The following is a 26782-nucleotide window of genomic DNA, read 5'->3' as shown; positions in this document are numbered from 1 at the left end:
CTCTCGTGACCTCGAAACGCTCCCTCGTCTCTCTTCTCTCCCTCGCCTGCGTTGCGTCTCTGACGCTCACGGGCTGCACGGCTGCGGCCGGCGGCGGTTCGTCGGCAGACGAAGGGGGCCGTACCGTCGAGACGGTCCTCGGACCCGTGACCGTGCCCGAGGCGATCGAGTCGGTGATCGTGCTGGAGGGGCGCCGCGATCTCGACATCGTGCTGTCTCTCGGCCTGCCCCTCACGGGATATCCGTACGAGGCGGCCAGCACGCTCGACCTGGAAGCACCCGTTGCGCACGCGCTCTCGGGCGCCGCGGGGGCGTCGCCGATGTTCCTGGCAGAGGAGATCAACCTCGAGGCGATCGCGGAAGCCGCGCCGACCCTCATCGTCAGCCGCGTCGACGACGTCGAACCGATCCTCGACGAGCTGCGAGCGATCGCCCCGGTCCTGGCGATCGGCGATCAGAGCACCAGCTCGTGGCAGGACGATCTCCGTCTCGTCGCCGAGGCGACGGGGACGCAGGATCGTGCCGCGGAGCTGATCGCGCAGTACGACGCACGTGTGGCGGAGGTGTCCGAGGCGTACGCGGATGTTCTCGCGTCTCAGACATTCGCACCCGTCAACATGCACTCGGACGGCAGCGACACGCGCCCGAACCGACTGCTGTCGACCGTGCTGCGTGATCTCGGCGCGACACCGTCCGCCGCGTTCGCCGAGGCGATTCAGAGCGGCGAAGGCGTCGAATTCTCGCCGGAGCAGCTCGTGTCGACGTGGAGCGACGCCACGGCGGTCGTGGCGTTGGTCAACGATGCCGCGTACTGGGGCGAACTGCAGACCGACTCGTTGTGGACGCAGCTCCCCGCGGTCGTCGGCGGCCATGTCGTGCGCTCGGACAAGCAGACCCACGAGGGCGCCGCGCTGACCGCGTTGCACAGCCTCGATGTCGTCGAGTCCCTGCTCGCCACCTTCTGAGCGCAGAGTCCTGGACGTTCTGTCGGGCGGCACGGCCCGCGCCGCGCTCCTCGTGGGCGCGGCAGCGGTCGTGATCGTCGTGTGCCTCACCCTCGGCCTGACGGTGGGCTCGAGAGACCTCGCCCCGGCGGCGGTGTGGCAGGCGCTGCTCGGGGGCGCCGACGCCGAAGCCCGGGCGATCGTGCAGGATCAGCGTCTGCCGCGCACGCTGATCGGGATCGTCGGGGGCGCCGCTCTGGCGGTCGCGGGTGTCGTCATCCAGGGCCACACCCGCAATCCGCTCGCCGATCCCGGTCTGCTCGGGATCACCGCCGGCAGCTCCCTCGCCGTCGTCGCGGGCATCGCCCTCGCCGGACTCACCACACCGACCGGTTACCTCGGCGCGGCCTTCGGTGGCGCTGCTCTGGGCACCGTCGTGGTCGTCGTCATCGGACTCGCGGCGAGCCGCCGCAGAGACGCGTCACCCGCCTCTCTGGTGCTCGCGGGAACGGCCGTCTCGGCGCTGCTCGGCGCGATCACCGGAATCGTTCTGCTCCTAGACTCCGCCACGCTCGACCTTTTCCGGTTCTGGACGGTGGGCTCCCTGAGCGCGGGGCGAGGCCTCGACGTGCTCGCGGCCGCGCTCGTGCCCCTCGCGGTCGGCGGCCTCCTCGCCGGCGCTCACGCGCGTGCGCTCGACGTGCTCGCGCTCGGCGACGACATCGCGGCGGCACTGGGACGCCGCCTCCTTCCGACGCGGCTCCTCGGTTTCGCCGCCGTGACCCTGCTCGTCGGCGGGGCGACCGTCGCCATCGGCGCGCTCGGATTCGTCGGACTCGTCGCCCCGCATCTCGCGCGACGCCTGGTCGGTGTGACGCACACGCTGCTCCTGCCCGTCAGTGCGATGCTCGGTGCACTGCTCGTCGTCGTCGCCGACGTCATCGGTCGCGTCATCGTCCACCCCGCAGAACTCCCGGTGGGTGTCGTGGTCGCCGTCATCGGCGCTCCGGCCCTTCTCGTCATCATCGTCCGCACGCGAAGGGCGTACTCGTGAGCTCCTCCACGATCGTGCGAATCGGTCCCTTCTCTCAACAGATCCACCGGCGAACCGTCGTGGTCTGCGCCCTCTTCTTCGCCGGTGCGGTTCTTCTGGCCGGTGCCGGGCTGGCCCTCGGCGACTACACGCTCTCGCCCGGGGGCGTCATCGCCGCCCTCCGAGGAGAGGGGAGCGCCCGTGATCACCTCGTCGTCAACGTCATCCGTCTTCCCCGCATCGTGCTCGGCGTCGTCGTGGGCGTGTGCCTCGCCGTCGCCGGGGCGGTCGTGCAGACCACGGCGCGCAACTCTTTAGCGAGCCCTGATCTGCTCGGTGTCTCCGCGGGCGCGGGTGCCGGCGCGGTCGCCGCGATCGTGCTCGGCGGCACGAACGCCGCCGGAGTCGGGGCGCTGGATGTCATCGGAACCCCGATCGCCGCGCTCATCGGCGGAACCCTCGCCGCCGCTCTCGTCGGCCTCCTCCTCGGTTTCACGGGCACCACGGGTCTGTCCCCTCTGCTCGCCGGTGTCGGTGTCTCCGCGCTGTTCGGAGGACTGACGAGCTGGATGCTCACCACAGCGAGCATCGACGACGCCGCCCGCGCGAACGCGTGGCTCGCAGGCTCGCTCGGCGGCCGCGGGTGGGCGGAGGCCGCCGCCGTCACCGTCGCCGCCGTCGCCGCCCTGGTGCCCCTCGTCGTCCTCTCCTCGCGGCTCCCCGCGCTGGAGCTCGGGTCCTCTCTCGCCACCTCGCTCGGTTATCGCGTCCCGGCGTCGGTGGCGATGCTTCTCCTGCTGGCGGTGGTCCTGACCTCCGTCCCCGTGGCCGCCGCGGGCCCGATCGGCTTCATCGCCCTGGTCGCGCCCCATCTCGCCCGCCTCGCGTGCCGCACACCGCGACCGCCCTTGGTGGCGAGCGCAGTGGCGGGAGCCGCGCTCCTGCTCGCGAGCGACCTCGTCGCACGACTCGCGCTCGCCCCGCTCCTTCTTCCCACGGGTGCGGTCACCGCCGTCGTCGGCGCCCCGTTCCTCATCTGGCTGCTCGTTCGCTCGAGGAGAGATCTCACGCAATGACCACCGTCTTCACCGTTCGCGATCTCGTCCTCACCTTCGGGGACCGTCCGGTACTCAACGGCATCGACCTGGAGATCCCCGCCGGTCAGGTGACGGCCATCATCGGCCCGAACGGATGCGGAAAATCGACCCTCCTGCGCAGTCTCAGCCGGCTCGGGCCGGCGGTCGAGGGTGAGGTGCTGCTCGAGGACACGCCGATCGCCCAGATCCCGCATCGCGTCTTCGCGCGCCATGTCGCCCTTCTGCCGCAGGCCCCCATCGCGCCCGAGCAGTTGACCGTCATCGATCTCGTCTCGCGGGGGCGCGACCCGCACCGGCGCTGGTACGACCAGTGGTCACGCGTCGACGAAGACCTCGTGCTCGATGCGCTCGAGCGCACCGGCCTGCGCGACCTGGCGAATCACCCCCTTCAGACCCTCTCCGGCGGGCAGAGGCAACGCGCGTGGATCGCGCTCGCACTGGCCCAGCGCACCCCCGTCCTCCTGCTCGATGAGCCCACCACCTACCTCGACATCGCGCACCAGCTCGAAGTGCTCGACACCGTTCGACGCCTGCACAGCGAGGGTGTGACGGTGGTCATGGTGCTCCACGACCTGAGCCTGGCCGCCCGCTACGCCGACCACATCGTCGCCATGCGAGACGGTCGGGTCGTCGCGACCGGAGCGGTGGAGAGCGTCATCAACCGGGACGTCGTGCGCCGGGTCTTCGACGTCGAGTGCACGATCCTGGCGGATCCGAACACCGGGCGCCCCGTGGTCGTGCCGCACTCGGCCGTGTGACGACCGCCGCTCGTCGGACGCGGCGAGTGAGGGACCTCCCACCGCGCGACGATCTTCGCCTTCCCGCAACTCCGCGGATCCACGTGGCGAACACCCCGGTGCCCTGCGCCTGAGCGGGGTTCCGGCGCGACCGGTCGATCGCCTCCGCAGCTCGCCGGTGGGCCGGTCGACCTCGCGGGCGCGCTCGGCGGGTCGAGATTCCCCGGCGCCTCCGCGATTCGCGCCAGGTCAGTTCATCGCGCGGTCGTCGGGCTGACCTTGTGCGAGTCGCCGAGCGCGCAGCTCCGTGCGCCCGGCAGCGGATGCCGGGAGCCTTGCGTCGCGTAGCCTCGGGGATCCGCGCGCCCGGTAGTGGATGCCGGGAGCCCTGCGTCGCGCGTAGCCTCGGGGATTCGCGCAACTTCACCCACCACCCGGGACTTCGGGCTGACATCATGCGTATCGCTGAAGATATGACGCCGCACGCCGCCCCGCTCGGGCCGACGAGACCCACCTCACGAAAATGCCTCGGATGCCATCCGACGGCGGGTCGAGAACGTGGATGCCATGTCGTGTCCTCTCGTCGATGACCCACTCGTTCGTCTCCATCGGTGAAACGCATCGCCGGGCGAGAACGTCACGCTCCCCTCAGACGCGAGGCGGACGGTGTCAGACTCGGAGCATGAGCGCCATCGACATCCGCACTCTCGACACCGTCGCCGGCATCCACGAGGCCGCGCGGGTGCTGGACGAGGTGTGGGGTGAGCAGGGCACCATGCCGGCGAACATCCTGCGCGCGCTCGAACACGCCGGCAACTACGTCGTGGGCCTCTTCGACGGCGACCGCATGATCGGGGCGTCTGCGGCCTTCTTCGGTCCCCCCGCCGAGCGCACGATGCACTCGCACATCACCGGCATCGTGCCCGGGCAGCAGGGGCGCGGCCTCGGCCGACACCTCAAGGAGCACCAGCGGGCCTGGGCGCTCGAGCGCGGGGTCGGGCGCATCACCTGGACGTTCGACCCGCTCGTGGCTCGCAATGCGTATTTCAACCTCGCCGTACTCGGCGCTCGCGCGACGGAGTACCTCGTCGACCACTACGGGGCGATGGCCGACGCCGTGAACCGCGGCGACGAGTCCGACCGGCTCATGGTGTCGTGGGCGCTCGCCGAGCCGCCCGCGCCGACGCCGACGGATGCCGAGATCCAGGCCGTCGTGGCCGTGCCCGACGCCATCGAGCATCTGCGCCGCAGCGACCCCGTGGCAGCCGCCGGGTGGCGCCGGCGCGTGCGCGACGACCTCCGCGAGCACCTGGCATCCGGCCGCCGGATCGGCGGTTTCGACCGCCGCGGCTACCTCATCGTGGGGTGACGCGCGGGGCCCGATCGGCTCGGCCCCCGCGCGATCACTGCTCGGTGATCGGGGTGTCCTTCTCCGCCGCCGGATCGCCCTGGCCGGGGCCGGGACGCACGGCCGCATCGTCGCGCACGTCGATGCGGGTGACGCCGTCGTGCTCTGTGACGTCGAAGCGCGGTGCCGCGTCTTCTTCGGTCGCCTTCGGGGCGGTCGTCAACTGGTCGTGACGGTTCTCTTCGAAGCTCTTCTCGTCGCTCATCGCGTCACTCCTGTCCTGCCGAACGCCAGGCGTCCGACTCCATGTGCGAGCCCGCCTGCGGGCCCATGTGCAGCATCCCGCCGTCGACGACCCAGCTCGCACCGGTGACGTACGAGCCCGAGGGCGACGCGAGGAAGCGGATGACGTCGGCGATCTCCTCCGGTTTGCCGGGGCGGCCGAGCGGGATGCCGGGGCGGTGGATGCGATCGGCGTCTTCGGCCAACATGTCGTTGATGGGGGTGGCGATCTCGCCGGGGGCGACCGCGTTGGCGGTGATGCCGTACTGGCCCAGTTCCAGCGCCATCGTCTTGATCAGACCGCCGACGCCGTGCTTGGCGGCGACGTAGGGGGCGGAGCCGACGCGCGGCTGGTGCTCGTGCACGCTCGACACGACGATGAGCCGTCCGCCGTTACCGGTCTTCACCATGCGTCGGGCGGCGGTGTGCAGGGCGAGGAACGCTCCATCCAGATTGAGCGAGATGTCGGTGCGCCAGGTGTCGAAGTCGAGGTCGAGGAAGCTGCCGCCGATGCCACCGCCGGCGTTGTTCACGAAGACGTCGAGGCCGCCGAGCTCGTCGGCCATGGCGTTCACGGCATCCGGCACCGCGTCGAAGTCGGTGGCGTCGAACTGTGCGACGATCGCGCGCACGCCGCGCTCGCGCACGGCCGCGGCGGTCTCTTCGGCGCCGTCCTTGTCGGAGTGGTAGGTGACCGCGACGTCCATGCCGGCGTCGGCGAGGGCGAGGGCGGTGGCCGCGCCGATGCCCGAGTCGGAGCCGGTGACGATGGCGTGGCGGGGGGTGAAGTCAGCGCTCATGCGCCCGACCGTACGCGCGCGGAGCCGCGCGGGCCTCGGCCTTGCCAGGCTCGGGCGCGGGCGTTACGGTCGCGCTCCCCGCCGGCCCCGCGCTCCCCGCCGGCCCCGCCGCGGCCCGCCTCCCGGCAGCCGCGCGGGCGAAACTCCTGAAGAGATCGGCGCCGGCGGATCGCTCCGTCCCCGAGGGGCGGCCTGAGCGGCGATCTTTCAGGAGTTTGGCTCGCCGCGAGCGCGCCCCCGGCTCGCGCGGCCGCCCCGTTAGCCTGCCGTCATGCCCCTCACCCGCGCCGCCTCGCCCGTGACCCTGGATGCCGTGGAACTCCGCGTCCTGCACCTGCCCCTGGTGTCGCCGTTCACGACGTCGTTCGGCACCGAGGCCGTGCGCGAGGTGATCGTCGTCACGGCGGAGACGGCCGACGGTGTGGGCTGGGGAGAGGTCGTGACGATGGCCGCGCCCCTGTACTCCAGCGAGTACACGGCGAGCGCGTGGGACGTGCTGAGCCGCTACCTCACCCCGGCCCTGCTCGAACGCCGCACTTTCGCGCCGGAGGAGGTCCCCGGCATCCTGGCCCCCTTCGTCGGGCACCGCATGGCCAAGGCGGGCCTCGAGCTCGCGGTCATCGACGCCGCGCTGCGCGCCGAGGGCCGCAGCTTCGCCGACTACCTCGGCGCCGAGCGCGACCGCGTGCCCTCCGGGGTGTCGGTCGGGATCCAGCGCGACCCCGCCGCCCTCGTCGACACCGTCGGCGAGTACCTCGACGAGGGGTACGTCCGCATCAAGATCAAGATCAAACCCGGACGCGACATCGCCGATACGGCCGCCGTGCGCGGGGCCTTCGCCGACATCGCGCTGCAGGTGGACGCGAACTCGGCCTACACGCTCCAGGATGCCGACACCCTGGCCGAGCTGGACCGATACGGCCTGCTGCTCATCGAGCAGCCCCTGCAGGAAGACGACCTCGTCGACCACGCCGCCCTCGCGAAGCGGCTCACCACTCCCGTCTGTCTCGACGAGTCGATCGTCTCGGACAAGGCGGCGGCGGATGCCCTCGCCCTGGGCGCCGCGGCCATCATCAACATCAAGGCGGGCCGCGTGGGCGGGTACCTCGAGGCCGTCGCGATCCACGATCGTGCCCGCGCCGCCGGCATCCCGGTGTGGTGCGGCGGCATGCTCGAGACGGGCATCGGGCGCGCGGCCAACGCCGCGCTCGCCGCCCTCCCGGGCTTCACGCTCCCGGGCGACATCTCGGCATCCGCCCGCTTCTACGAGCGCGACATCGTCACCGAGCCCGCCGTCATCGAAGACGGCCACGTGCGCGTACCGACCGGACCCGGCCTGGGCATCGAGATCGACGAGGCGGTGCTCGACGCCTTCACCGTGCAGCGGGAGCGCGTCACGCGATGAGCGCCGGTCGCGAGGGGCTGAGCGAGACCGACCGCGACGACGTGCCGTGGGGACGACCGCCCGTCAGCGGCATCCCGATCCCTCCGTTCGCGGATGCCACGGAGCACCGGTCGTACGTGCGGTCGCTTCAGACGTTCCTCCTGTTGCTCGACGTGGGCGAGCCGTCGGCCGCGACGATCGCGCTCGCCGCAGCGCTGGAAGCGGAGCTCCCGCGGAGCAGGAGCGAGGTCTCGCCGCAGCTGTCGCCGCTCTCGCTCGGGGTGAGCGTGTCGACGTTCTTCCCGGCCCCCTGGACGCCCGAGACCCTCGCCCGCGCTCTCGAGGGGTTCGCGTACGGCACCCCCGTCGGACGCCGCGGCGCGTGGCGGTGGGGCGGCGATCCCGACTACGAGGCGGTCCGCGCCGGGGAGGGGTGGGCCGTCCGACGCCACGAGCGCGGCTCGTTCAGCGAGGCGACGTTGCCGGAAGAGGGCGATCTCGTGCTCCTGTGGATGGACATGTTCCGCAACCGCTTCCCCTATCCGATCGCCCACATGCCCTCGTCCGACGCGCAGACGCCCGAGGCGCTGGCCGCGGCGGCCCGGGCGACGCTGTCCGCCCACGCCGCGAACGTCGCGATGCCGTACCTGCGGACGTGGCGCGGGACGCGCGAGGCGGCGACGGCCGAGCGGCCGGGAGAGACCGGGCCGCTTCGATAAACTGGATGCCGCGCACTCGCGCTCGATCCCCACAACTTTCCCGACCATTGGAGCCACCGTGGCCGAACAGTCCCGCCTCGACAAGGTCATCGCCCTCGGCCCGCCATCGCGGGTTCGTCTTCCAGGCCGGTGAGATTTACGGCGGTTCGCGGTCCGCGTGGGACTACGGTCCCCTCGGCACGGAGCTGAAGGAGAACATCCGTCGGCAGTGGTGGCAGACCTTCGTCCGCGGTCGTGGCGACATGGTGGGCCTGGACTCGAGCATCATCCTGCCCAAGCGCGTGTGGGAGGCCTCAGGGCACGTCGCCACCTTCACCGACCCGCTGGTCGAGTGCCTGCAGTGCCACAAGCGCTTCCGCGCCGACACGATCATCGAGGACTTCGAGGCGCGTAAGAACCGCAAGGCCGAGAACGGTCTCGCCGACGTCCCGTGCCCCAACTGTGGCACCAAGGGCCAGTACACCGAGCCGAAGTCGTTCTCGGGCCTGGTCAAGACCTACCTCGGCGTCGTCGACGACGAGTCGGGCCTGTACTTCCTGCGCCCCGAGACGGCGCAGGGCATCTTCGTGAACTTCTCGAACGTGCTCACGGCATCCCGCCGCAAGCCCCCGTTCGGCGTCGGCCAGGTCGGCAAGGCGTTCCGCAACGAGATCACGCCCGGAAACTTCATCTTCCGCACGCGCGAGTTCGAGCAGATGGAGATCGAGTACTTCACCCCGCCGGCCGAGGCGAACGAGTGGTTCGAGCACTGGGTCGAGGCCTGCTGGAACTGGTTCATCGAGCTCGGCATCGACCCCGAGAACATGAAGCGCTTCGACGTCCCCGAAGACGACCGCGCGCACTACTCCGCCGGCACGATCGACGTCGAGTACCGCTTCGGCTTCCCGGGCAAGGAGTGGGGCGAGCTCATGGGAGTCGCCAACCGCACCGACTACGACCTCAAGAGCCACTCCGAGGCCTCGGGCCAGTCGCTCACCTTCTTCGACCAGGCCTCGGGCGAGAAGTACACGCCCTACGTGATCGAGCCCTCGTTCGGTCTGACGCGCGCGATGATGGCCTTCCTCGTCGACGCCTACCGCGAAGAAGAGGTGCCCAACGCCAAGGGCGGCACCGACACCCGCACGGTGCTCAAGCTCGACCCGCGTCTCGCGCCCGTCAAGGTCGCCGTCCTACCGCTCTCGCGCAACGAGCGTCTGTCGCCATTGGCCCGCGAGGTCGCCGACACGCTCCGCGCGGCCGGCTGGAACATCGACTTCGACGACGCCGGCGCCATCGGCCGCCGCTACCGCCGCCAGGACGAGATCGGCACGCCGTTCTGCGTCACCGTCGACTTCGACTCGCTCGACGACAACGCCGTGACCGTGCGCGACCGCGACACGATGGGCCAGGAGCGCATCGGCCTCGACGCGCTGCAGGGCTACCTGGCCGAGCGCCTGCGCGGAGCCTGACCCGCGAGAACGAGAGACCGGATGCCGTGGCCCGAGGCCGTGGCATCCGGTCTCTCGTCGTTTCGGGGAGTCGTGACAGCGCCGTGACAGCGCTCCCGCCGCCGTGACAGCGGTGCGGCAGAGCCTCCGGCGCATCCTGTCGTCATGACCACTTCCTCCACCCGCACTCCGGCCGTACGAGCCGAGGGGCTCGTCAAGACGTTCGGCTCGAACCGCGCCGTCGACGGCGTCGATCTCGTCGTCGAAGCCGGCACGGTCTACGGGGTCCTCGGCCCCAACGGCGCCGGCAAGACCACCACCATCAGCATGCTCACCACGCTGCTGCGGCCCGACGGCGGCCGCGCCGAGATCTTCGGCCACGACGTCGCCCGCGAACCGCACGTCGTGCGCCAGCTCATCGGCCTGACCGGGCAGTTCGCCTCGGTCGACGAGAAGCTCTCCGCGACCGAGAACCTCATGATCTTCGGGCGCCTGCTGGGCCTGTCCCGCGGTGATGCGCGCCGCAAGGCGAGCGAGCTGCTCGAGGAGTTCGGACTCACCGAGGCCGCATCCCGGCCGCTCGCGAAGTTCTCCGGCGGCATGCGTCGCCGGCTCGACCTCGCGGCATCCCTCATCGCCCAGCCGCCGCTGATCTTCCTCGACGAGCCGACCACGGGCCTGGACCCCCGCACCCGCGGACAGATGTGGGACACGATCCGCCGGCTCGTGGCATCCGGATCCACCGTCGTGCTCACCACGCAGTACCTCGACGAAGCCGACCAGCTCGCCGATCGCATCGCCGTCATCGACCGCGGACGCGTCGTCGCCGAGGGCACGGCCCTCGAGCTCAAGGCCTCCGTCGGCCAGGCCTCCCTCGTGCTGCGGTTGAAGCCGGGTTCCGACCTCGACGCCGCGCGAGCGACCGTCGGACGAGTGCTGGATGCCACGGCCATCGTCTCGCCCGAGGCCGCGCGCCTCACGGTGCCCATGTCCGACCCCGACCGGGTCACCGACCTGCTCGTGGCGTTCCGCGAGGAGGGGCTGCACCTGAGCGAGTTCAGCGTGCAGCAGCCCACCCTCGACGAGGTCTTCCTCACCCTCACCGGCTCGGGTGTGCCGACCGACGACACCGCCGCGCGCGAGAGCGCCGACGACCTGGAAGGAGCCCGCTCATGAGCGCCCTCACCGCCACCCGCGACCTGCCCCGCACCGCGAGCCTCGCGCAGACCCTGCAGAACACCGTCACGATGGCCGGCCGCGGTCTGCTGAAGATCCGCCGCACGCCCGAGCAGCTGATCGACGTCACGGTGCAGCCGATCCTGTTCACCCTGATGTTCACGTACATCTTCGGCGGCGCCATCGCGGGAGACGTGCAAAGCTACCTGCCGATCATCATCCCCGGCATCCTCGTGCAGACCGTCATCACGACCTCGGTCGTCACCGGCACACAGCTGCGCGAAGACATGGACAAGGGCGTGTTCGACCGCTTCCGCTCCCTGCCGATCGCGCGCATCGCGCCGCTGTCGGGGGCGCTGTTGGCCGACACCGTGCGCTACGCCATCGCCACGGTCCTGACCTTCACGATGGGCTTCATCATGGGTCTGCGTCCGGCCGGCGGCATCTGGGCCGTGGTCGCCGCGGGCCTGCTCGTCATCGCCTGCTCGTGGGCGATCAGCTGGATCTTCGCGTTCTTCGGTGTCATCGCGCGCAGCGCCTCGAGCGTGCAGGGCATCTCGATGCTGATCCTGTTCCCGCTGACGTTCCTGTCGAACGCGTTCGTGCCCTCGAACACCATGCCGTCGTGGCTGCAGTGGTTCGTCGACGTGAACCCGGTCTCGCACCTCGTCACCGCGGTGCGCGACCTCGTCAACACGGGCACGGCGGGCTCCGACGTGATCATCTCCCTCGTCGGCGCGGCGGTGATCGTCGCGGTCTTCGCCCCGCTCACGGTGCGCGCCTACATGCGTAAGGCCTAGTCGAGCAGCGCGAGAAGGGTCTCGGCATCCACGTCCGAAAGAGCGGGACGGATGCCGACAGCGGGCGCCGGGGTCACCTCGGCGCCCGCTGCCATGCGCTCGCGCACCCACACGGCGAAGGGGGCGCGTTCGTCGGCGCCCCCGCGGACGGCGTCCGCCCGGGCGAGCGCCTCCTCGGCGCGGTCGAGGCGGTCGACGGCCGCGTTCCACCCCGCCACCGTGAGGAGCACGATGGCGATGATGGGATGATCCCGCGAGTCGACGGCGCGCATGAGCCCCGTGCGCAGGGCTTCGCGGGCCTCATCGTGTCGCCCCAGGAGCAGCAGAGCCTGGGCTCGTTGCGCGTCGATCCACGCGAGGAACTGATCCGGGATGCCGGGTTGCCCGGCCAGGTCCATGCGTTCCATCTCGCGCAGGGCTGCCTCGCCGTCGTCGGCGGCGATCTCGATCTGGGCCGCGGTCATGCGCGCCTGCCCCAGCGCGCGGACGGATCCATCCGCCGTCGCCGCTCGATCGATGTCGGCCGCCCGCTGCCGGGCGTGGTCGAGACGGCCGAGCCGGAGCAGGATGCCGACCGCCTGGGCCTCCTGCTGAAGAAGATCCGGCGTGGAGGTGAGGCCGCGGATCGCGTCTTCCGAGCGGTCGATGACCGCCAGCGCCTCGTCGAGACGATCGGCGAGCACGAGCCACTCCGAGCGCAGCTGGCTGGCGAAACCCGTGCCCCACGGGTCGCCGATCATCTCGAACATCTCCAACGCCTTCGCGCTCTCGACGCCCAGCACATCCATGTCGCCGGCGTTCTGCGCGGCTCCCGCGCGCAGAGCGTGCAGGATCGCGCGCGACCACGGGGGAGCCTCGGCGAGCTCGTCATCGCTCACGTCGACGTGCCAGGTGCGGGCGTTCTCACCCTCTCCCGCGAGGATCACGGTCGCAGCCAGCCGCAGCAGCGGGGCCACCAGCGCCGTCACCTCGGAGGGGTGCGCCGACGCCGCGGCTTCGAGCTCGGTGCGGCGGGCAGCATACGCCTCGCCGGTCACGGTCGCGGATCGACCGGGCTCGGGGAAGGACGCGGAGAAGAGGGCGAGCGACTCGACCACCACCCGGGCCTCGCTGTCGAGCGGGGCATCGGGGTCGGCGAACTCTCCGACGGCACGGCGCAGATCGTCGCCGCGTTCGCGCACCGCCCACGGCCACAGCAGGCTGCGCAGCAGCGGGATGCCCTCTCTCCGGTCGCTCGAGTCGACGTAGGTGCGCAGGGCTGCGGCCAGGTTCTCGTCGTTCGCGTCGAACCAGGCGAGGGCTTCCCGCAGCCCCGGCCCGCGTACGTTCTGCTCCCATCGTGCAGCGAGCCGGGTCAGGACTCCAGCCGCTCGCGCGCGGAACGACGCCTCGTTCCCGTCGTCGCGCAGGCGTTCGAGGCCGTACTCGCGCACGGTTTCGAGCATGCGGAACCGACCCTCGCGTCGGACGAGCAGCGAGCGGTCGACGAGGGCGTCGAAATCTGCGGCATCCCTGTCGAAGGCGCGAGCCACGGGGGCAGCGTCGGCCGCTCCGATCCCGTCGGCGAAGACCGCGGCGACCTGCAGGGCGGTGCGCTCGCCGTCGCTGAGGGTGTCCCAGCTCCAGTCGATCAGCGCGCGCAGGGTGCGGTGCCGCTGCGAGCTGAGCCTCGGCCCGTTCGACAGGAGCGCGAAACGGTCGTCGAGGCCCTCGTCGATCTCGGTGAGGGTCAGGGTGCGCGACCGTGCGGCGGCGAGCTCGATCGCCAGCGGCAGCCCGTCCAGGCGTCGCACGATGCGCTGTGCGGTCTCGCGCTCGTCGTCGTCGGGAACACGTCCCCGCGCCGACCGCACACGCTGGGCGAAGAGCGCGTCGGCGTCCGCCGGGGGGAGCGGCCCGAGGTCGACGAACGCCTCGCCGGCGATGCCCAGCGGTTCGCGACTCGTGGTCAGCACGCGCACTCCCGGGCTCATGCGCAGCAGATCGAGGGCCGCCTCGGCAGCCTCGTGGATGACGTGCTCGCAATTGTCGAGCACGATCACGACGCGTCGACCGGTGACGGCCTCGGCCACACGCTCGGCTGCGGTCAGGGGTGCGCCCGCCGATTCGGGGAGGCGGATGCGACGACCCACCGCACCCGCGATCGCCGTCCATACGTCTCCCGCGGCGGCCGGGGCGAGCTCGACGACGATCGAGTCGGCGACCGCGCGCGCCGTCTCGACGGCGAGGGTGGTCTTACCCGCGCCGCCGGGACCGATGAGGGTGACGAGACGATCGGTCGTCAGACGTTCGCGGATGGCATCGAGCTCGACCTCGCGACCCACGAGGGCGGTGAGGGCCGCGGGCGTGACATCGGCAGCGGGGAACGGCCCTGTCGCGGGCGCGGGCGCGGCGGCGACCAACCGCTCGGCGTGCGATCGGTCCTCGAGCAGGTCGCGGACGAGCCAGTCGAACCCGTCGTGCGGGGTCCACACCTCACCGTTCCACAGGGCCAACGCTTCCCGCGCCGGTGCGGCATCGCTCGTGGCACGCGCCTGAGCGACGAGATCCTGGAAGCGCGTGATGTCGATCTCGGTCCGCGGCAGGTCGAGTCGATAGCCGCCGGGGGTCGACGAGACCGCGCCGGCGGGGAGCGTCCGACGCAGACGCGAGACGAGGGATTGAAGAGCGGCGCGGGGATCGTCGGGGGTGTCGAGGCCCCAGATGTCCTCCGCCAGCGCCCGGTAGCCCACCGTGGTGCCGGCGTCGACGGCGAGGCGCAGCAGGAGCGACTGCTGCCCGCGGCCGGGCACGGTGGCGTCTCCCTCACCCGTGTCGACGCTCAAGCCGCCGAAGAACCGCACCCGCACGGTGTCCACCCTAGGTCGCGCAGCGGCTCGCGACGCGGTGGGCCCGTCTTCACGATGTGCCCGGTGGAAGTGGTGCGCCTGGGGAGGAGGGTCCGCCGTGGACAACCCCGGCAGAGACCCCGCACTTCGCTAGCCTGGTCGACGACCGACGCCGAGGGGGCACGATGACGGAAGTCGACGGTGGGGCACAGCTTTCCGGGTTCGCCTGGCCGCCGGGGCCGGGCGCGCTCGTCGACACCTCGCGCTGCCCTTCGTGCTTCGCGGCGATCACCGTTTCGCCGTGCGCCTCGTGCGGCCTGAACCTCTCCGATGGGCGCACCGCGCGCGTGCTCGAGCTCTCGCAGCGGATCGTCGCCCTCGTCGATGAGCGCGCCGACGTCCTCATGCGGGTGCATCGCGACGCCGAGGCCGCGGCCGTTCGCGCAGAAGAGCAGCGGATGCCGGCTGCCCGGTCGGAGCCTGATCCGGTGTTGCCGCCTCCGGTGGCGGCTCTTCCTGCTGATTCCATCGGGGCAGGGCCTTCGGCCGTCATTGCCGCACCCGCCGCACCCGCCGCACCCGCCGACGTGTCCTTTGCGCCGCCGTCGGGGCCCGCGGTCGTCCCGCAGCCACCGGCCGCTGCGGAGGTCGTCCCCCCGGGCGTGCCTCCGTTCGCCGGCATCCCTCCCGTGGCACCGAACGCGCCCGCCCCTGCGGAGCCGTCCAAGCCCCGCCGATCGAGCGTCCAGGTCTTCCTGCTGTCGGTCGGGGTGGTGCTGCTGGCGGTCGCGGCGGCTTTCTTCCTCACCGTCGCGTGGATCAGCGGTGGCCTCGTGCTGCGCTCGGCCATCATCGGGCTCGTCACCGCCGCCATCATCGCCGCGGCGTCGCTCCTGCGCCGACGCGGCCTCGGCGCCACCGCCGAGGGCATCGCCCTGCTCGGCATCGCCTTCGTCGCTCTCGACGTCTGGGCCGTTCGCGCCAACGATCTGGGCGGAGCGGCCGCCCTCGAACCCAGCGTGTACTGGGGTGCGACGACGGTGGCCGCGGGTGCCGCGTTCGTCGGCTGGGCGCGGCTGTCGCTGTTGCGCGCGCCGCTCTCGGCCGCGGTGGTGGCCCTGGCCGTCGGCCCCGCCATGCTCGTCGCCGGCGTCCTCGAGCGTGACGCTGCCCTCGGCTGGTACGGCTGGGGCCTCGTGCTGCTGCTCGTCGCTCTCGCGGCGCCCTTCGCGCCGCTCCTCGCGCGGGCTCCTCGCCCGGAGCTGACCGTCGAGATCGCGGTGGTCCGGGGGTTGGCGGCCCTCGGCACGGTCGTCGCCCTCACGGCCGCCCTGGTCGTCGACCCCCGATCGACGGCGCCCCCGGCGATCTTCAGCGCCGTGCTCGCCCTCGGTCTCGCCCTCCACGCCTGGTCGTTCGCGCGTCGAGGTGCTGCGAACCTCGCGCCGACGGCCGCCGTGGCCGCCGTCGTCGTTCTCGGAGTGGGAGTCGCGGCCACGGTCGTCCGGGCGGCGGACGCCACCCTGTCGGTCACCGTGCCGGTGCTCGTCGCGGCGGCGATCGGCCTCGTGCTCGACGCCGCAGCCCGGCGCACCGGCCCCGGCCTCGGCCGGACGACCGTCGTCACTGCTTCTCGGGCGGCGGCGATCGCCGCAGGCGTCGCCGCGGTCCTCCCGCTGGTCGGGGCGCTGACCACCGTCGGGGCACTTCTTCGGCAGGCGGCTGTCGTTTTCGGGCGATCCGCGGTTCACGTCGATGCCCCGGATGCCACTGGCACCTCGGCCGTGATCGCGCTCGCCGCCATCATCGTGCTCGCCCTCGGCGTCTGGCGGCTGTCGGGATCGTGGGCGCAACGCCGTACCCCCTGGCTCGTCGCCGCGGTGGGCGTCGCTCTGCTCGCGGGGCCCCAGCTGCGGGTGCTGGTGCTGGTGGTCGCCTGGTACGTCGCGCTGGCCGTGCTCGCCGTCATCGTCCTCCGACGTCGTCGCGGCGACCTCGCCCTCGCGGCCGTCGGCGGATCCCTGTCTCTCGGCACCGGGTGGCTCCTGTCGTTCTCGTCCCCGCTCGCGTGGGGGCTGGCCACTGTCGTGGTCGCCGCCGTGCTCCTGTCCGTCGCCCGAGTGCATCCCGGTCTCCGGGTGCCGTCCACGGTCGCGGTCGTGCTGTTCCTATCGGGCAGTGCCCTGCTGGTTCCCGGAGCGTTGAGCGCCGGGGCCGACCTCGTCATCGACGGCGCTACTGCGCTGACGGTTCCTCTCGCGGTGGCATCCGTGTGCCTCGTCGCCGTCGTGACCTCCTCCGCCCGACGCTCCGGTCTCGACGATGCGCAGCGAAGCGCGGGCGTGGTCGCCGCCCTCGCGGTGATCGTGGTGGTCGCCGGGCCCGCGCTCCTGTTCCGCACGGGCACCGCGACCGATGTCTGGCTGCTCGTGTCGGCGCTGGTCGCCGCGGGCGCGTCGGCGGCCGTCCTCACTCCGCCGTATCGGTCGTGGCGCGTCGCGCGGCCTGTCGCGGCGCTGATGACGCCGCTGCTCGTCGCGGGGGCGGCGGGTTCCGGGCTCCGACTCATCGACGCTCTGCCTCTCGTACCGGCAATCGTCTACGCCTCGATCGCCCTGGTCACCGCCGCGGGGGCGCTGCGCTTCCTCGGTGACGACCCGTCCACGCGGGCCTGTGTCGACGTGGGAACGGCGTTCGTGGCCGCTCTGTCGATCGTCGTCGTCCCGTCGCAGGGCGCCCGGTGGGTCCCGCTGCTGTTCGCGGCGGTCACCGTCGTGCTGTGGGCGACCGACGCCGACGGTCTGTTCCGCTCTCGCGGCCCGCGCCGACACGTTATCTGGCTCGCCCTCATCCTGGGCACTCTCGCGCTCTGGACGCGATTGGTCTGGCAGCAGACCGACACCGTCGAGCTCTTCACCGTGCCCGTCGGCGTCGCGGTCCTCGCCATCGCCGCCGGTCAAGAGCGGGCTCGGCGTCTGGTCGCGGGTCGTTCCGTCGCCGCCCCCGCGGTGATCGCCGCCGCGGGCGCCACCGTCGCCCTCGCTCCCAGCGCCCTGTCCGCTCCCGACGACCTCGTGCACGTCCTCGTGGTCGCCGTCGTCTCGGTCGCCGTGCTGATGGCCGGGGCCTGGATCCGCCCTCCCCGCACTCCCGACGAGCTCCCCGTCGCCGTGGGCGCCGCGGGGGCTCTTTCCCTCGTGCTTCTCACGGCCATGCAGCTCGTCCACTCCGCGGATCGAGGCGGCGTGGGCGTCGGCGACCTCGTCCTGCTGGTGGCCGCGGTCGCGATCGGTGCGGCGGCGATCGGGGTCGCGCGACGTCCCGCGCAGTGGGCACCGCCGTCGGCTCGGCACACCGTCGTGGCGGCCGCGGTGCTTCTCGCGCTCGGATCGACCGTGCTCGTCGCCGTCGACGCCGGTCCGATCGTGCGCATGGTGGCCGCGGTGGTCCTGCTCGGTGCGGTCGGCGTCACGGCGCTGCGCGTGCGCCACCCGTTGGTCGGGGTGCCGCTTGCGATCACCGCGCACTCCGGGGCGGCGCTCGTCGCCCTCGTCGGTGTGGGCGCGGATGTCCGGCCCATCGAGTGGGCGACCGTCCCGCTCGCACTCGTGTGGATCGCCGCCGCCGTCGACCGCCGTCGCCCGGTTGCCGCTGCCCCGGTGCTGTTCGCCGCAGGAGGTCTGGCGGTCGGCCTGCTGCCCTCAGCGGTGCTCGCCGACGCGTCATTGGTGCGCACGATCGGCGTCACGATCGCAGCGATCGCCGTGTTGGTCGTCGCCATCCTCGTGCTCCGTGACGCGCTCGCTCCGCTGGCGGCCCCGGCGATCGCGGTCGCCTCGCTGAGCCTGGTGGTCGCTGCGTCTCTCCGCGCCCTGCACGAACTCTCCACCGCGCTATTCGACGTCTGGATGCTCGCGGCGACGCTCCCGCTCGTCGGCGTCGCGGTTCTCGTGCGTCTGCGGCGTCCGGACGTTCCGGCCTCCGTGCCCACCGCCCTGGCGATCGCCGCCCCCGCCGTTGCCGTCGCACTGACCGCCGCTCGGCTCTCGGCCACGGCAGAAGGTCCGCTGCGGCTGGTCGCGACCCTCGTCGCCGTCCTGGCCCTCGGGCTGTGGTGGAGCCGTGCGATCGTGTTGTGGACGACGACCGGTCTGTCGGCCGTCCTCGCGCTCGTGGCGCTCGTGCTCGGCAGCGCCGACCCCGTCGAAGCAGCCACGGTGCCGTTAGCCGCGGCGCTGCTCGTCCATGGCATCCGCACGCTGCGTCTGCGTCCCGAGCTGCGCACCTGGCCCGCGCTGGGCGTCGGCCTGGCGCTTCTGCTGGTCCCTTCACTGCTGTTCGACTTCTTCGGGGCCAACGCGCTGTGGCGCATCCTCGCCCTCGGCGTCGTCGCCCTGGCAGTGTTGCTGGTCGGCACACGGTTCCGTTGGCAGGCTCCCGTGTTGCTCGGCGGGGTCGTGCTGATCGTCCACGCCGTCGCCCAGCTCTGGCCGTGGATCACCTCGCTCTACGAAAGTGCTTCCGGCCTCTGGTGGCTGTGGCTGGGCATCGCCGGTGTGCTCCTCATCGTGATCGCGGCGACGTACGAGCGCCGCATCCGCGAGGTGAAGGCGGTGGCGCTGGCGATCCGCGCGCTCCGCTGAGCTACGCGCCTCTGGCGCTCAGGCTAGGAGCCTGCTCGCGTCCTCCGATGGAGCCGAGGTGTCAGATGAGCGGACCGTGCGAGGCGAGGGGGGCGCTCGACGACGGCGTCCGCCAGTTGGAGCGGCAGAGGACGACGAGGATGGCGGTGATCACCACCGCGTAGATCGCGACGGCGGTCCCGCCGGGGTCTGCTAACACCGTGCAGGCCGGCAGCACCAGCATGAAGCCGCCGACGATCAGGGAGACCAGGACCAGCGCTCGATCGATGGACGCGCCGCGTTCGGTCTGCGCACCCCGGCGGGCGAGGACGAACGAACGGGCCGCCACGATGGCGAAGAGCACCGCGACGAGCAGATTGCCCGGCAGGGCGAGGAAGGCCGCGCCGACCGAGGCGACCCACACGTCGAGGGCGACGAGCAGCATCACGAGCGTGATGGGTACGAGGACGGCGGCGACGATGCCCCGCCAGAGGGCGGAGCGGGCAATCGCAGTCCTCACGTCGGCGCTCACTGGCTCGCGAACCCGGGCCAGGCGGTCGCGCGCTCGGCGACGCCGTCGATCTGGCTCTGTGCGGCGCTGATCGCGTTGTCGAGCTGGACGTTGGCGCTGATGATCTGCACGAGGGCCGCGGCGATCGCGGTGACCATCGCGATGATCGCCGCGGGAGCGGTGACGATGCCCGCCAGGCATCCGATCCCGGCGATGAGTCCGCCGATGAGCGTGCCGAGAGTCGTGTACATGAGCGTCGTGAACACGTCGAGGCCGCCAGCGAGCTTCTCGAGCGAGGCGGTCACCGGGGTCGAGATGGCGGACTCGAACCCCGTGAGCGTGGTGCGCTGCGCGGCGACGGCCTGCTGATACTTCTGGGCGCCCTTACCCGCCCACTCGTCGTCGGTGGCGAGGGAGCTGGGATCGATCCGACGGGTCAGGTTGGCCAACTCCGACGCGGCGTCCGTGCGCCACCGGCCGATCATCGATCGCAGCTCGGCGCGATCGCCGGGGCGGCGGTAGGGATCGCTGATGACCTGCCAGAGCTCATCCGCCCGGTCCATGAGCCAGTTCCAGGCGTCGTGCACCGCGTCCGCGGCCCAGCGGAAGGCAGCGGGGACGCTCGCCAGAATGCTGTTGACCGTGGAACGGGCCTCTTCGAGGTGACGCTCGATGTCGCGAACGAGTCCGCCCCACTCGGGGGCGGTCGAGCCGCCGGTGACCGTTGTCATGTGCTCCTCCTGCTGCCGCTCCGACCGTGTCGGGAGCTGTCTGTCAGTACTGCGCTTCCCAGAGACCGGTGGTCGTGCTGACGATGTCCTCCTCGTTTCTGAGGAACAGCTCCCGGACGTTGCGCAGCTCGGTGGCGCCGGCCGTCGCTGTGGCGGAGCCGTCGCGTAGATACGCGCTCACCGCGTCGACGACCGCTCCGTAGCTCGCGAAGAGCGCGTCGCCCTTCCAGCAGAACACGGCGTCGGTGGAGCGGAGATTCGCGACGGCGTTCGCCGCAGTGGACAGCTTCTCGCCCACCTCGTCCCAGACGGTGGCGTCGCCCTGCAACGCGTCGGCCGCGACGGCGATCTGATTCGGATCGGCCATGTTCACTCCCCTCGGGTGAGCATACGGACGAGTTCGACCGGGTCGGCCAGCTCGGTGGCGTAGACGTCGAGCGGGGTTCCCGCGAACAGCCCCTGAGGTGTGTAGTCCTGGGCAGCTGCGCGCGCGTTCGCCAGGGGGCGGCGCGCAAAGCGGAGGTCACCTCCTCGCCGTCGGCGGAGCGGAGCCAATCGCGGTTGAACTCGAGTTCGCGCAGGTCGTCGCCCGGCCCGAGCACCACGTGCACGTGGCCCTCGCGATCGCTCGCGGTCGTCGCCCGCGAGGCGCGCTCCCGCACGATGTCGAGGCTCTGTCGCAGACGCTCGGAGTAGTCCTCGAGGAACCGGTTGACATTGCGGTGCAGTGCGTCGCCGTCGGCGTCTTCGATGAGGCGTTCGATCTCTCCGCCGGTGCGCGTCGCGGTCAGCGTGGAGCGGGTGGGTACCGTCGGCGCCTCGGAGCCGAAGGCCTGCGTCCACGCGCCGAGCCGTTCGGAGGCGGCGGTGCCGACCGTCGTGAGCACCGCGGTGGCGAGATCGTCGGGGGCGATGGCCGTGCGCCAGAACGTTCCGATCTCGATCTCGGGAATATCGTCGGCCCACCGTACGGCGATCTGACGGTGCGGGTCCTCGGTCACGGTTGTGGTGTCGGCGCCCAGTGCGGCCCTCATCTGGTCCGCTTTGCGCGTCACCTCGTCATGGAGCGCGAAGAGCTGCTCGTCATCTGTCGACATGGTCCCCCCCACCTCTGGTCGCACGGGCCGCCCGACCCTGGCCGCACCCTCACAGCGTTTCAACCTAGTCAGAGACGGGGGCCAAGGCGAGCCGTATGAGAGAACCCTCATCGAAGGGCCGGTTCAGCGGGCGGCCTCTTTCGCCGCCGCCTTCGCCGCCCGCTTGTGCTCGCGCACCTTGGTGAGCGACTCCGGGCTCACGATGTCGGCGACCGACCGGAACGACCCCTCCTCGCCGTAGGGTGCCGACGCTTCGCGCCATCCGGCTCCGTCGAAGCCGCGCTGCTTGCCGAGCAGGGCGAGGAAGATCTTCGCCTTCTGCTCGCCGAAGCCGGGCAGCGCCTTCAGACGCTTTAGCACGGTCCTGCCGTCAGGGTCGTCGCGCGTCCAGAGGTTCTCGGCCTTGCCGCCCCAGTCCTGCTCGATCGCCGCGCACAGCGCCTGCACGCGCCCCGCCATCGACCCGGGGTAGCGGTGCACCGCGGGCGACTGCGAGAACGCGGCGGCGAAGTCGTCGGGGTCCTGGTGCGCGATCGCGCCGGCATCCATCGACCCGGTGCGCTCCTGGATCTTCAGCGGTCCGGCGAACGCGGTCTCCATCGCGACCTGCTGGTCGAGCAGCATGCCGATCAGCAGAGCGAGCGGGTTGCTCGACAGCAGTTCGTCGGCGGCGGGGTCGTCGGTGATGCGCAGGCTCATGTGCTCATTCTCGCGCGTCTCGACGCGGGCGGGCGAGAGCGCATCTCGCTCCCGAGTCGGCGTCAGGTCGCCACCGCTACGTCGGCCGGATGCCGTTTCGTCGCCCGCCGCGGCTGCGTCGGGCTCGGCGATCCATTTCCGTGCGAAGGGAACGGCATCCATCGCTCCGAGGTCGGCGGTGACCTCGGAGATCTGTTTCTCGAAGTGCGAGACGCTGCCCGGTTTCAGCCGCTTCACGAGCGACCCGTCGACCCGACGGATCACCGTCTCCGACACGGACGGCGCGTCTTCCTCGATCTGCAGCAGCCCCAACACGAGCGTCGCCGCCCACCGCGGAGCGTTCCCGCGCCGACGTTCTCCCGCGACGACGTAGACCTCGGATGCCGGTGTGCTCACGGCATCCATCCTGCCCGACGCGCGCGTTTCGACGAGGGATCCGGCTCCGACGCAGCCGGCGCGGAGACCCGCTCCCCGCACCGAGGACCGCGGCACGATGAGGGGCGGGAGGGCCCTCAGCCCGCGTCGGCGATGTCGCGACGCTCGGCGGCCGCGGGGTCGGCGACCTCGATGCCGAACAGCGCCGAAAGAGCGTCGATGTACTCGTCGGCGCGGCCGGTCTCTGCGAGTTCGTGCGCCCGGGTGGTCGGGGTGTGCAGCAGCACGCCGACGAGGTGACGAAGCGCCTGCTCGGTCTGACCGCCCTCGTCGCCGCGGGCGCGCACGCGGGCGACCTCGGCGTCGAGCACGCCGAAGACGTGCGCGCGCAGGGCCACGACGGCGGGGGTGATGTTCTTGCGCTCGCCGACCGAGGCGAAGCGGCGGGCCGCGTCGCGCACGAGATCGCGTGCCGCGTCGGTCGCCTGAAGCTCTTCGAGTGGGGCGTGCAGGCGGATCGTCTCGAGGTCGAGCAGGTCGACGCCCGGGACGGTGGCGACATCGGGGTCGACGTTGCGGGGGAGGCCGAGGTCGATGACGAGGCGGCGCGCCGCGTGATCGACGGGGCACACGCCCGCGGCGCCGTCGACGGCGGTCGCGTAGGCCCCCCGACCCGCGGCGAAAGTGGCGGCGCTCAGTACGTGGTTCTCGCTGGTGGTGCAGGTGATCACGAGGTCGGCGTGGGCGACCGCGCTCGGGAAGGTCTCTGCCGAGACCGCCCGCAGGCCGTGCTTGATCGAGAACTTCGCGGCCCGGCCGGAGGGCGAGTATACCGAGATGTCTTCGGCGCCCTGATCGCGCAGGGCGGCGACGGTGGCAGCCGCGTACGCGCCGGTGCCCACGAGCAGCACCCGCTGGGTCGACCAGTCGGCGATGCGACTGTCGGCGAGTTCGAGGCCCAGGCGTACCAGGGAGCGTCCGGCGCGGCCGATCGCGGTGGAGTTCTTCACACCGCGCTGGGCTTCGGACGCCCGCTGGAACAGTCGCTCGAGCTCGGCGGAGGTGGTGCCGAGCTGACGCGATTCGTTGAGAGCGCGTCGGACCTGACCGGCGATCTCGCCTTCGCCGACGACGACGGATTCGAGCCCGGATGCCACCGAGAACAGATGCTCGGCCACATCGCTGCCACCGAGGACGGTGTAGGAGCCCTCGAGCTCGCTGGCCGGAACGCCGGTCGCGGACTCGATCGCCGCGAGGGTGGCCTCGATACCCAGGGCGACCGCGGCGGTGACGGGCTCGTCCATGTCGACGTACGCCTCGAAGCGGTTGCAGGTCGCGACGACGACGGCGCCCTGGACGCACTCGTCGTGCTCGGCGATCAGGGGGGCGACGGGTGTCGCGGGTACGCTGAGCCGCTCGAGGAGATCGAAGGACGCGGTCTTGTGACTCGCGCTGACGCACAGCAGCACGAATATATTCTACGCCCGCGTTCCTCGGGGTATTCCGGGCGGCCTCTCGACGTCAAGGCATCCCCCGTGTTGTCCAGGCGCGGGTGGAAGGATGGATGCCATGGCCTCCCTCGACGCGCCCCTGCTCCGTGCCCTCCGTGGCGACCGTCCCGAGCGGCAGCCGGTGTGGTTCATGCGTCAGGCGGGGCGCTCGCTGCCCGAATACCGGGAGCTCCGCGTGGGAACCCGCATGCTCGACGCGTGTCTGACCCCCGACCTCGCGGCGGAGATCACCCTCCAGCCCATCCGCCGTCACAACGTCGACGCGGCCATCTTCTTCAGCGACATCGTCGTGCCCCTGCGTCTGGCCGGCGTCGATGTCGTAATCGAGCCGGGTCGCGGTCCGGTGTTCGCCGACCCCGTGCGCACCGCGGACGACGTGGCGCGGATCACCGCGATCGACCCCGACGAGGTCGCCGCCGCGGCCGAGCCGGTCCGCGAAGCCGCCCGCCGCGTGACCGCCGAGCTCGACGACGCGGTTCCTCTCATCGGCTTCGCCGGTGCTCCCTTCACCCTCGCTGCGTACCTCGTCGAGGGTGGGCCGAGCAAGGAACACCTGCGCGCCCGCGGCATGATGCATGCCGACCCCGAGTCGTGGCACCGCCTGGCCGGCTGGCTCTCGAAGGTCTCGCGCGCCTTCCTCGACGCGCAGATCGCCGGCGGCGCGCAGGCCGTGCAGCTCTTCGACTCGTGGGCGGGGTCGCTGTCGCCCGCCACCTTCCGGGAGTTCATCGCTCCGCACTCGCACGCGGCACTCGAGGGCATCGAGGTGCCCCGCATCCACTTCGGTGTCGGCACCGGTGCCTTCCTCGACGACATGCGCCTGGGCGGTCTCGCCGACGCGGTGGGTGTCGACTGGCGGATGCCGCTCGATGAGGCGGCAGCCATCGTGGGCCCCGACGTCACGCTGCAGGGCAATCTCGACCCGGCGTTGCTGGGGGCTCCGTGGCCGGTGCTCGCCGCCCATGTCGACGACGTCCTCGCCCGCGGTCGTGCGGCGCGCGCGCACATCCTGAACCTCGGTCACGGCGTGCCGCCCGACACCGACCCCGAGGTGCTGACCCGCATCGTCGCCCGCGCACACGGCGAAGACGCGTGAGCGAGCCCCTCGGTCGCCTCGTCCGGCACGCCCATGAGACACGGATCATCGTCGTCGGCGGTGGCGTCTCGGGCCTCGTCGCGGCGCGCGAGTGCGCGAAGGTCGGCCTGCAGGTCACCGTCCTCGAGGCCTCCGAGGTCTTCGGCGGGGTCCTGCGCACCGCCGAGGTCGGCGGGATGACGCTGGACGTCGGCGCCGAGAGCTTCGCGACACGCGGCGGCATCGTGCGAAAGCTCCTCGACGAGCTCGACCTGTCCGACGACATCGTCTCACCCAATCCCGCGGGCGCGTGGGTCGCGGGTGTGCCGGGAGTCGGGGCGGCGCCGCTTCCGAAGGGCGGGGTGCTCGGCATCCCGGACAATCCCTTCGCCCCCGACGTGCGACGCGTCATCGGCTGGTCGGGTTCGTGGCGTGCGTACCTGGATCGGCTCCGTCCCCCGCTGACGATCGGTCACGCGCACAGCCTCGGCAAGCTCGTGCGATCGCGCTTGGGTGCCCGCGTGCTCGACCGCCTGGTCGCGCCGGTCACGAGCGGGGTCTATTCGGCCCGCCCCGACGACATCGACATCGACCTGGCGGCCCCGGGACTGAACGCGGCACTGACGCGGACCGGGTCGCTCACGGGCGCGGTCGCCGATCTCCGTGCGAGCCGTGCCGCCGCGCGGCCCGCCGATCAGCCGGCATCCGGCGTTCCCGTCGTGTCGGGCAGTGCCGCGAAGACCCCCGCCCCGGGTGGCGCGGTCGAGGGGATCGCGGGAGGCATGTCCCGCCTGGTCGACGCCCTCGTCGCGGGCCTGCGCGAGAACGGCGTCGAGCTCCGCACCGGGGTCTCCGCCCGTGCGTTGAGCAAGACCGTCGACGGCTGGACGGTCGCGACCTCCGCCGACGACGAGCCGCTGGCGGCCCGGGCCGTGATCGTCGCCCTTCCCGAGGGGCCCGCGCGCGAACTGCTGGCGCCCGTCGTTCCGGGCCTCGAGGTGGGCGGCCCGGTCGCCCCCGTCGTCGAGGTGGTGACCCTGGTCGTCCATGCCCCCGCGCTCGACCCGGCTCCGCGCGGAACGGGCGTCCTCACCGTTCCCGGAAGCCACGTCGCCAAAGCGCTCACGCACTCCACGGCGAAGTGGGATTGGGTTCGGGATGCCGCTGAGCCCGGCATCCACGTCGTGCGCGTCTCGTTCGGAGCACAGGGCGAAGAGCCCGCGACCGCGGCCCTCGACGACGAAGCGGCCGCAGCCCTGGCCCTCTCGGAGGCCTCGGCGATGCTCGGCGTCGAGTTGTCGGCATCCGCTCTGCGCGATGCCCATCGGGTGCGCTACGTGCAGTCGCAGCCCGCCGCGACCATCGGACGGGCGGCCGAGACCGCTGCCGCGCGGGGCGCCGTGCGCGCGGTGCCGGGTCTCGGCGCGACGGGCGCGTGGATCTCGGGCACGGGCCTCGCTCAGGTCATCCCCGATGCCCGCGACGAGGCCGACCGCGTCCGCAGCGACGCGCTCTGGTCCACTTGACGCGATCGCCACTCGACCATGCCGCGCCGCCTGTCAAGGGTGGATGCCGATCGCGGCATA

21 protein-coding genes and 1 pseudogene are annotated in these 26782 nt (G+C 71.8%); 14 read left to right on the top strand and 8 right to left on the bottom strand.

Annotated elements, in window-relative coordinates; genetic code table 11:
• Positions 1-5 precede the first annotated feature (5 nt).
• From QE416_RS04020 to QE416_RS04000, 5 genes are all read left to right on the top strand, one after another.
• Positions 6-965: an ABC transporter substrate-binding protein gene (locus tag QE416_RS04020; protein WP_307313701.1), complete on the top strand. Its 960-nt coding sequence runs from the start codon at positions 6-8 to the stop codon at positions 963-965.
• A gap of 52 nt (positions 966-1017) precedes the next feature.
• Positions 1018-1998, top strand: a complete 981-nt coding sequence (locus tag QE416_RS04015; protein WP_307313700.1) for an iron ABC transporter permease — start codon at positions 1018-1020, stop codon at positions 1996-1998.
• Positions 1995-3053 carry an iron chelate uptake ABC transporter family permease subunit gene (locus tag QE416_RS04010; RefSeq protein WP_307313699.1) on the top strand — a complete coding sequence of 353 codons (1059 nt, stop codon included), beginning with the start codon at positions 1995-1997 and terminating at the stop codon, positions 3051-3053. The genes QE416_RS04015 and QE416_RS04010 overlap by 4 nt, the downstream gene beginning before the upstream one ends.
• On the top strand, positions 3050-3832 hold the full coding sequence (locus QE416_RS04005) for an ABC transporter ATP-binding protein (protein ID WP_307313697.1): 783 nt from the start codon (positions 3050-3052) through the stop codon (positions 3830-3832). The genes QE416_RS04010 and QE416_RS04005 overlap by 4 nt, the downstream gene beginning before the upstream one ends.
• Positions 3833-4493: 661 nt before the next feature.
• Positions 4494-5180 carry a GNAT family N-acetyltransferase gene (locus QE416_RS04000; RefSeq protein WP_307313693.1) on the top strand — a complete coding sequence of 229 codons (687 nt, stop codon included), beginning with the start codon at positions 4494-4496 and terminating at the stop codon, positions 5178-5180.
• Between the two features lie 34 nt (positions 5181-5214).
• Here QE416_RS04000 and QE416_RS03995 read toward each other — a convergent pair whose 3' ends face one another.
• Together QE416_RS03995 and QE416_RS03990 are read right to left on the bottom strand one after the other, a co-directional pair.
• On the bottom strand, positions 5215-5424 hold the full coding sequence (locus QE416_RS03995) for a multidrug transporter (RefSeq protein WP_307313692.1): 210 nt from the start codon (positions 5422-5424) through the stop codon (positions 5215-5217).
• A 4-nt stretch (positions 5425-5428) separates the two neighbouring features.
• On the bottom strand, positions 5429-6241 hold the full coding sequence (locus QE416_RS03990) for an SDR family oxidoreductase (protein ID WP_307313690.1): 813 nt from the start codon (positions 6239-6241) through the stop codon (positions 5429-5431).
• Positions 6242-6512: 271 nt separating this feature from the next.
• Here QE416_RS03990 and menC point away from each other — a divergent pair, with 271 nt between their 5' ends.
• The 5 genes and pseudogenes from menC to QE416_RS03965 all read left to right on the top strand — a co-directional run bounded on the left by menC (position 6513) and on the right by QE416_RS03965 (position 11747).
• A complete protein-coding gene (gene menC / locus QE416_RS03985) occupies positions 6513-7646 on the top strand; it encodes an o-succinylbenzoate synthase (RefSeq protein ID WP_307313688.1) in 1134 nt (377 codons plus the stop codon).
• Complete coding sequence (locus tag QE416_RS03980; protein ID WP_307313686.1) at positions 7643-8344, top strand: hypothetical protein; 702 nt, start codon at positions 7643-7645, stop codon at positions 8342-8344. Before menC ends, QE416_RS03980 begins: the two co-directional genes overlap by 4 nt.
• A gap of 58 nt (positions 8345-8402) precedes the next feature.
• A pseudogene (locus QE416_RS03975) lies at positions 8403-9792 on the top strand (glycine--tRNA ligase).
• Positions 9793-9936: 144 nt separating this feature from the next.
• Positions 9937-10947 carry an ATP-binding cassette domain-containing protein gene (locus QE416_RS03970; protein WP_307313684.1) on the top strand — a complete coding sequence of 337 codons (1011 nt, stop codon included), beginning with the start codon at positions 9937-9939 and terminating at the stop codon, positions 10945-10947.
• Entirely contained in the window at positions 10944-11747 is an 804-nt protein-coding gene (locus QE416_RS03965; protein WP_116239503.1) for an ABC transporter permease, read from the top strand. Before QE416_RS03970 ends, QE416_RS03965 begins: the two co-directional genes overlap by 4 nt.
• Here QE416_RS03965 and QE416_RS03960 read toward each other — a convergent pair.
• Positions 11744-14596, bottom strand: a complete 2853-nt coding sequence (locus tag QE416_RS03960; RefSeq protein ID WP_307313681.1) for an AAA family ATPase — start codon at positions 14594-14596, stop codon at positions 11744-11746. The genes QE416_RS03965 and QE416_RS03960 overlap by 4 nt on opposite strands.
• Before the next feature lie 164 nt (positions 14597-14760).
• Between QE416_RS03960 and QE416_RS03955 the strand changes: the two genes are divergently transcribed.
• Entirely contained in the window at positions 14761-19218 is a 4458-nt protein-coding gene (locus tag QE416_RS03955) for an SCO7613 C-terminal domain-containing membrane protein (RefSeq protein WP_307313678.1), read from the top strand.
• Positions 19219-19279: 61 nt separating this feature from the next.
• Here QE416_RS03955 and QE416_RS03950 read toward each other — a convergent pair whose 3' ends face one another.
• Genes QE416_RS03950 through QE416_RS03940 form a run of 3 tightly spaced genes read right to left on the bottom strand, consistent with a single transcriptional unit; the run spans position 19280 to position 20806 of the window.
• Positions 19280-19717 (bottom strand): hypothetical protein, encoded by a 438-nt coding sequence (locus QE416_RS03950; protein WP_307313675.1) that lies wholly within the window; start codon positions 19715-19717, stop codon positions 19280-19282.
• A gap of 8 nt (positions 19718-19725) precedes the next feature.
• Positions 19726-20439: a hypothetical protein gene (locus QE416_RS03945; protein ID WP_307313673.1), complete on the bottom strand. Its 714-nt coding sequence runs from the start codon at positions 20437-20439 to the stop codon at positions 19726-19728.
• A 43-nt stretch (positions 20440-20482) separates the two neighbouring features.
• A complete protein-coding gene (locus tag QE416_RS03940) occupies positions 20483-20806 on the bottom strand; it encodes a hypothetical protein (protein ID WP_307313671.1) in 324 nt (107 codons plus the stop codon).
• A 383-nt stretch (positions 20807-21189) separates the two neighbouring features.
• Here QE416_RS03940 and QE416_RS03935 point away from each other — a divergent pair, with 383 nt between their 5' ends.
• Positions 21190-21420: a hypothetical protein gene (locus QE416_RS03935; RefSeq protein WP_307313669.1), complete on the top strand. Its 231-nt coding sequence runs from the start codon at positions 21190-21192 to the stop codon at positions 21418-21420.
• Between the two features lie 239 nt (positions 21421-21659).
• Here the strand turns inward: QE416_RS03935 and QE416_RS03930 are convergent, their stop codons facing one another.
• Together QE416_RS03930 and QE416_RS03925 are read right to left on the bottom strand one after the other, a co-directional pair.
• Positions 21660-22235, bottom strand: coding sequence for an HhH-GPD-type base excision DNA repair protein (locus QE416_RS03930; protein WP_307317853.1), 576 nt, complete (start codon positions 22233-22235; stop codon positions 21660-21662).
• Between the two features lie 512 nt (positions 22236-22747).
• A complete protein-coding gene (locus QE416_RS03925; RefSeq protein WP_307313668.1) occupies positions 22748-24079 on the bottom strand; it encodes a glutamyl-tRNA reductase in 1332 nt (443 codons plus the stop codon).
• 100 nt (positions 24080-24179) lie between these two features.
• Between QE416_RS03925 and hemE the strand changes: the two genes are divergently transcribed.
• A complete protein-coding gene (gene hemE, locus QE416_RS03920) occupies positions 24180-25217 on the top strand; it encodes a uroporphyrinogen decarboxylase (protein ID WP_307313666.1) in 1038 nt (345 codons plus the stop codon).
• The gene (locus QE416_RS03915) at positions 25214-26722 is read left to right on the top strand and encodes an NAD(P)/FAD-dependent oxidoreductase (RefSeq protein WP_307313665.1); all 1509 of its coding nucleotides are present in this window, start codon (positions 25214-25216) and stop codon (positions 26720-26722) included. The genes hemE and QE416_RS03915 overlap by 4 nt, the downstream gene beginning before the upstream one ends.
• The last annotated feature ends 60 nt before the right edge of the window (positions 26723-26782 follow it).

The organism is Microbacterium sp. SORGH_AS_0421 (genome assembly GCF_030818635.1).
Lineage (GTDB): Bacteria > Actinomycetota > Actinomycetes > Actinomycetales > Microbacteriaceae > Microbacterium.
Note: the sequence above shows the minus strand (reverse complement) of the source record. Positions and strands in the feature narration are given on the sequence as shown.

What these genes read in the sequence shown, in the direction of transcription:
- QE416_RS03935 (WP_307313669.1), top strand. Translation starts at nt 21,190, where the DNA reads ATGAGGCGTTCGATCTCTCCGCCGGTGCGCGTCGCGGTCAGCGTGGAG.
- QE416_RS03970 (WP_307313684.1), top strand. Translation starts at nt 9,937, where the DNA reads ATGACCACTTCCTCCACCCGCACTCCGGCCGTACGAGCCGAGGGGCTC.
- QE416_RS03945 (WP_307313673.1), bottom strand. Translation starts at nt 20,439, where the DNA reads ATGACAACGGTCACCGGCGGCTCGACCGCCCCCGAGTGGGGCGGACTC.
- QE416_RS04005 (WP_307313697.1), top strand. Translation starts at nt 3,050, where the DNA reads ATGACCACCGTCTTCACCGTTCGCGATCTCGTCCTCACCTTCGGGGAC.
- QE416_RS03930 (WP_307317853.1), bottom strand. Translation starts at nt 22,235, where the DNA reads ATGAGCCTGCGCATCACCGACGACCCCGCCGCCGACGAACTGCTGTCG.
- QE416_RS03990 (WP_307313690.1), bottom strand. Translation starts at nt 6,241, where the DNA reads ATGAGCGCTGACTTCACCCCCCGCCACGCCATCGTCACCGGCTCCGAC.
- QE416_RS03965 (WP_116239503.1), top strand. Translation starts at nt 10,944, where the DNA reads ATGAGCGCCCTCACCGCCACCCGCGACCTGCCCCGCACCGCGAGCCTC.
- QE416_RS03940 (WP_307313671.1), bottom strand. Translation starts at nt 20,806, where the DNA reads ATGGCCGATCCGAATCAGATCGCCGTCGCGGCCGACGCGTTGCAGGGC.
- hemE (WP_307313666.1), top strand. Translation starts at nt 24,180, where the DNA reads ATGGCCTCCCTCGACGCGCCCCTGCTCCGTGCCCTCCGTGGCGACCGT.
- menC (WP_307313688.1), top strand. Translation starts at nt 6,513, where the DNA reads ATGCCCCTCACCCGCGCCGCCTCGCCCGTGACCCTGGATGCCGTGGAA.
- QE416_RS04000 (WP_307313693.1), top strand. Translation starts at nt 4,494, where the DNA reads ATGAGCGCCATCGACATCCGCACTCTCGACACCGTCGCCGGCATCCAC.
- QE416_RS03955 (WP_307313678.1), top strand. Translation starts at nt 14,761, where the DNA reads ATGACGGAAGTCGACGGTGGGGCACAGCTTTCCGGGTTCGCCTGGCCG.
- QE416_RS03980 (WP_307313686.1), top strand. Translation starts at nt 7,643, where the DNA reads ATGAGCGCCGGTCGCGAGGGGCTGAGCGAGACCGACCGCGACGACGTG.
- QE416_RS03995 (WP_307313692.1), bottom strand. Translation starts at nt 5,424, where the DNA reads ATGAGCGACGAGAAGAGCTTCGAAGAGAACCGTCACGACCAGTTGACG.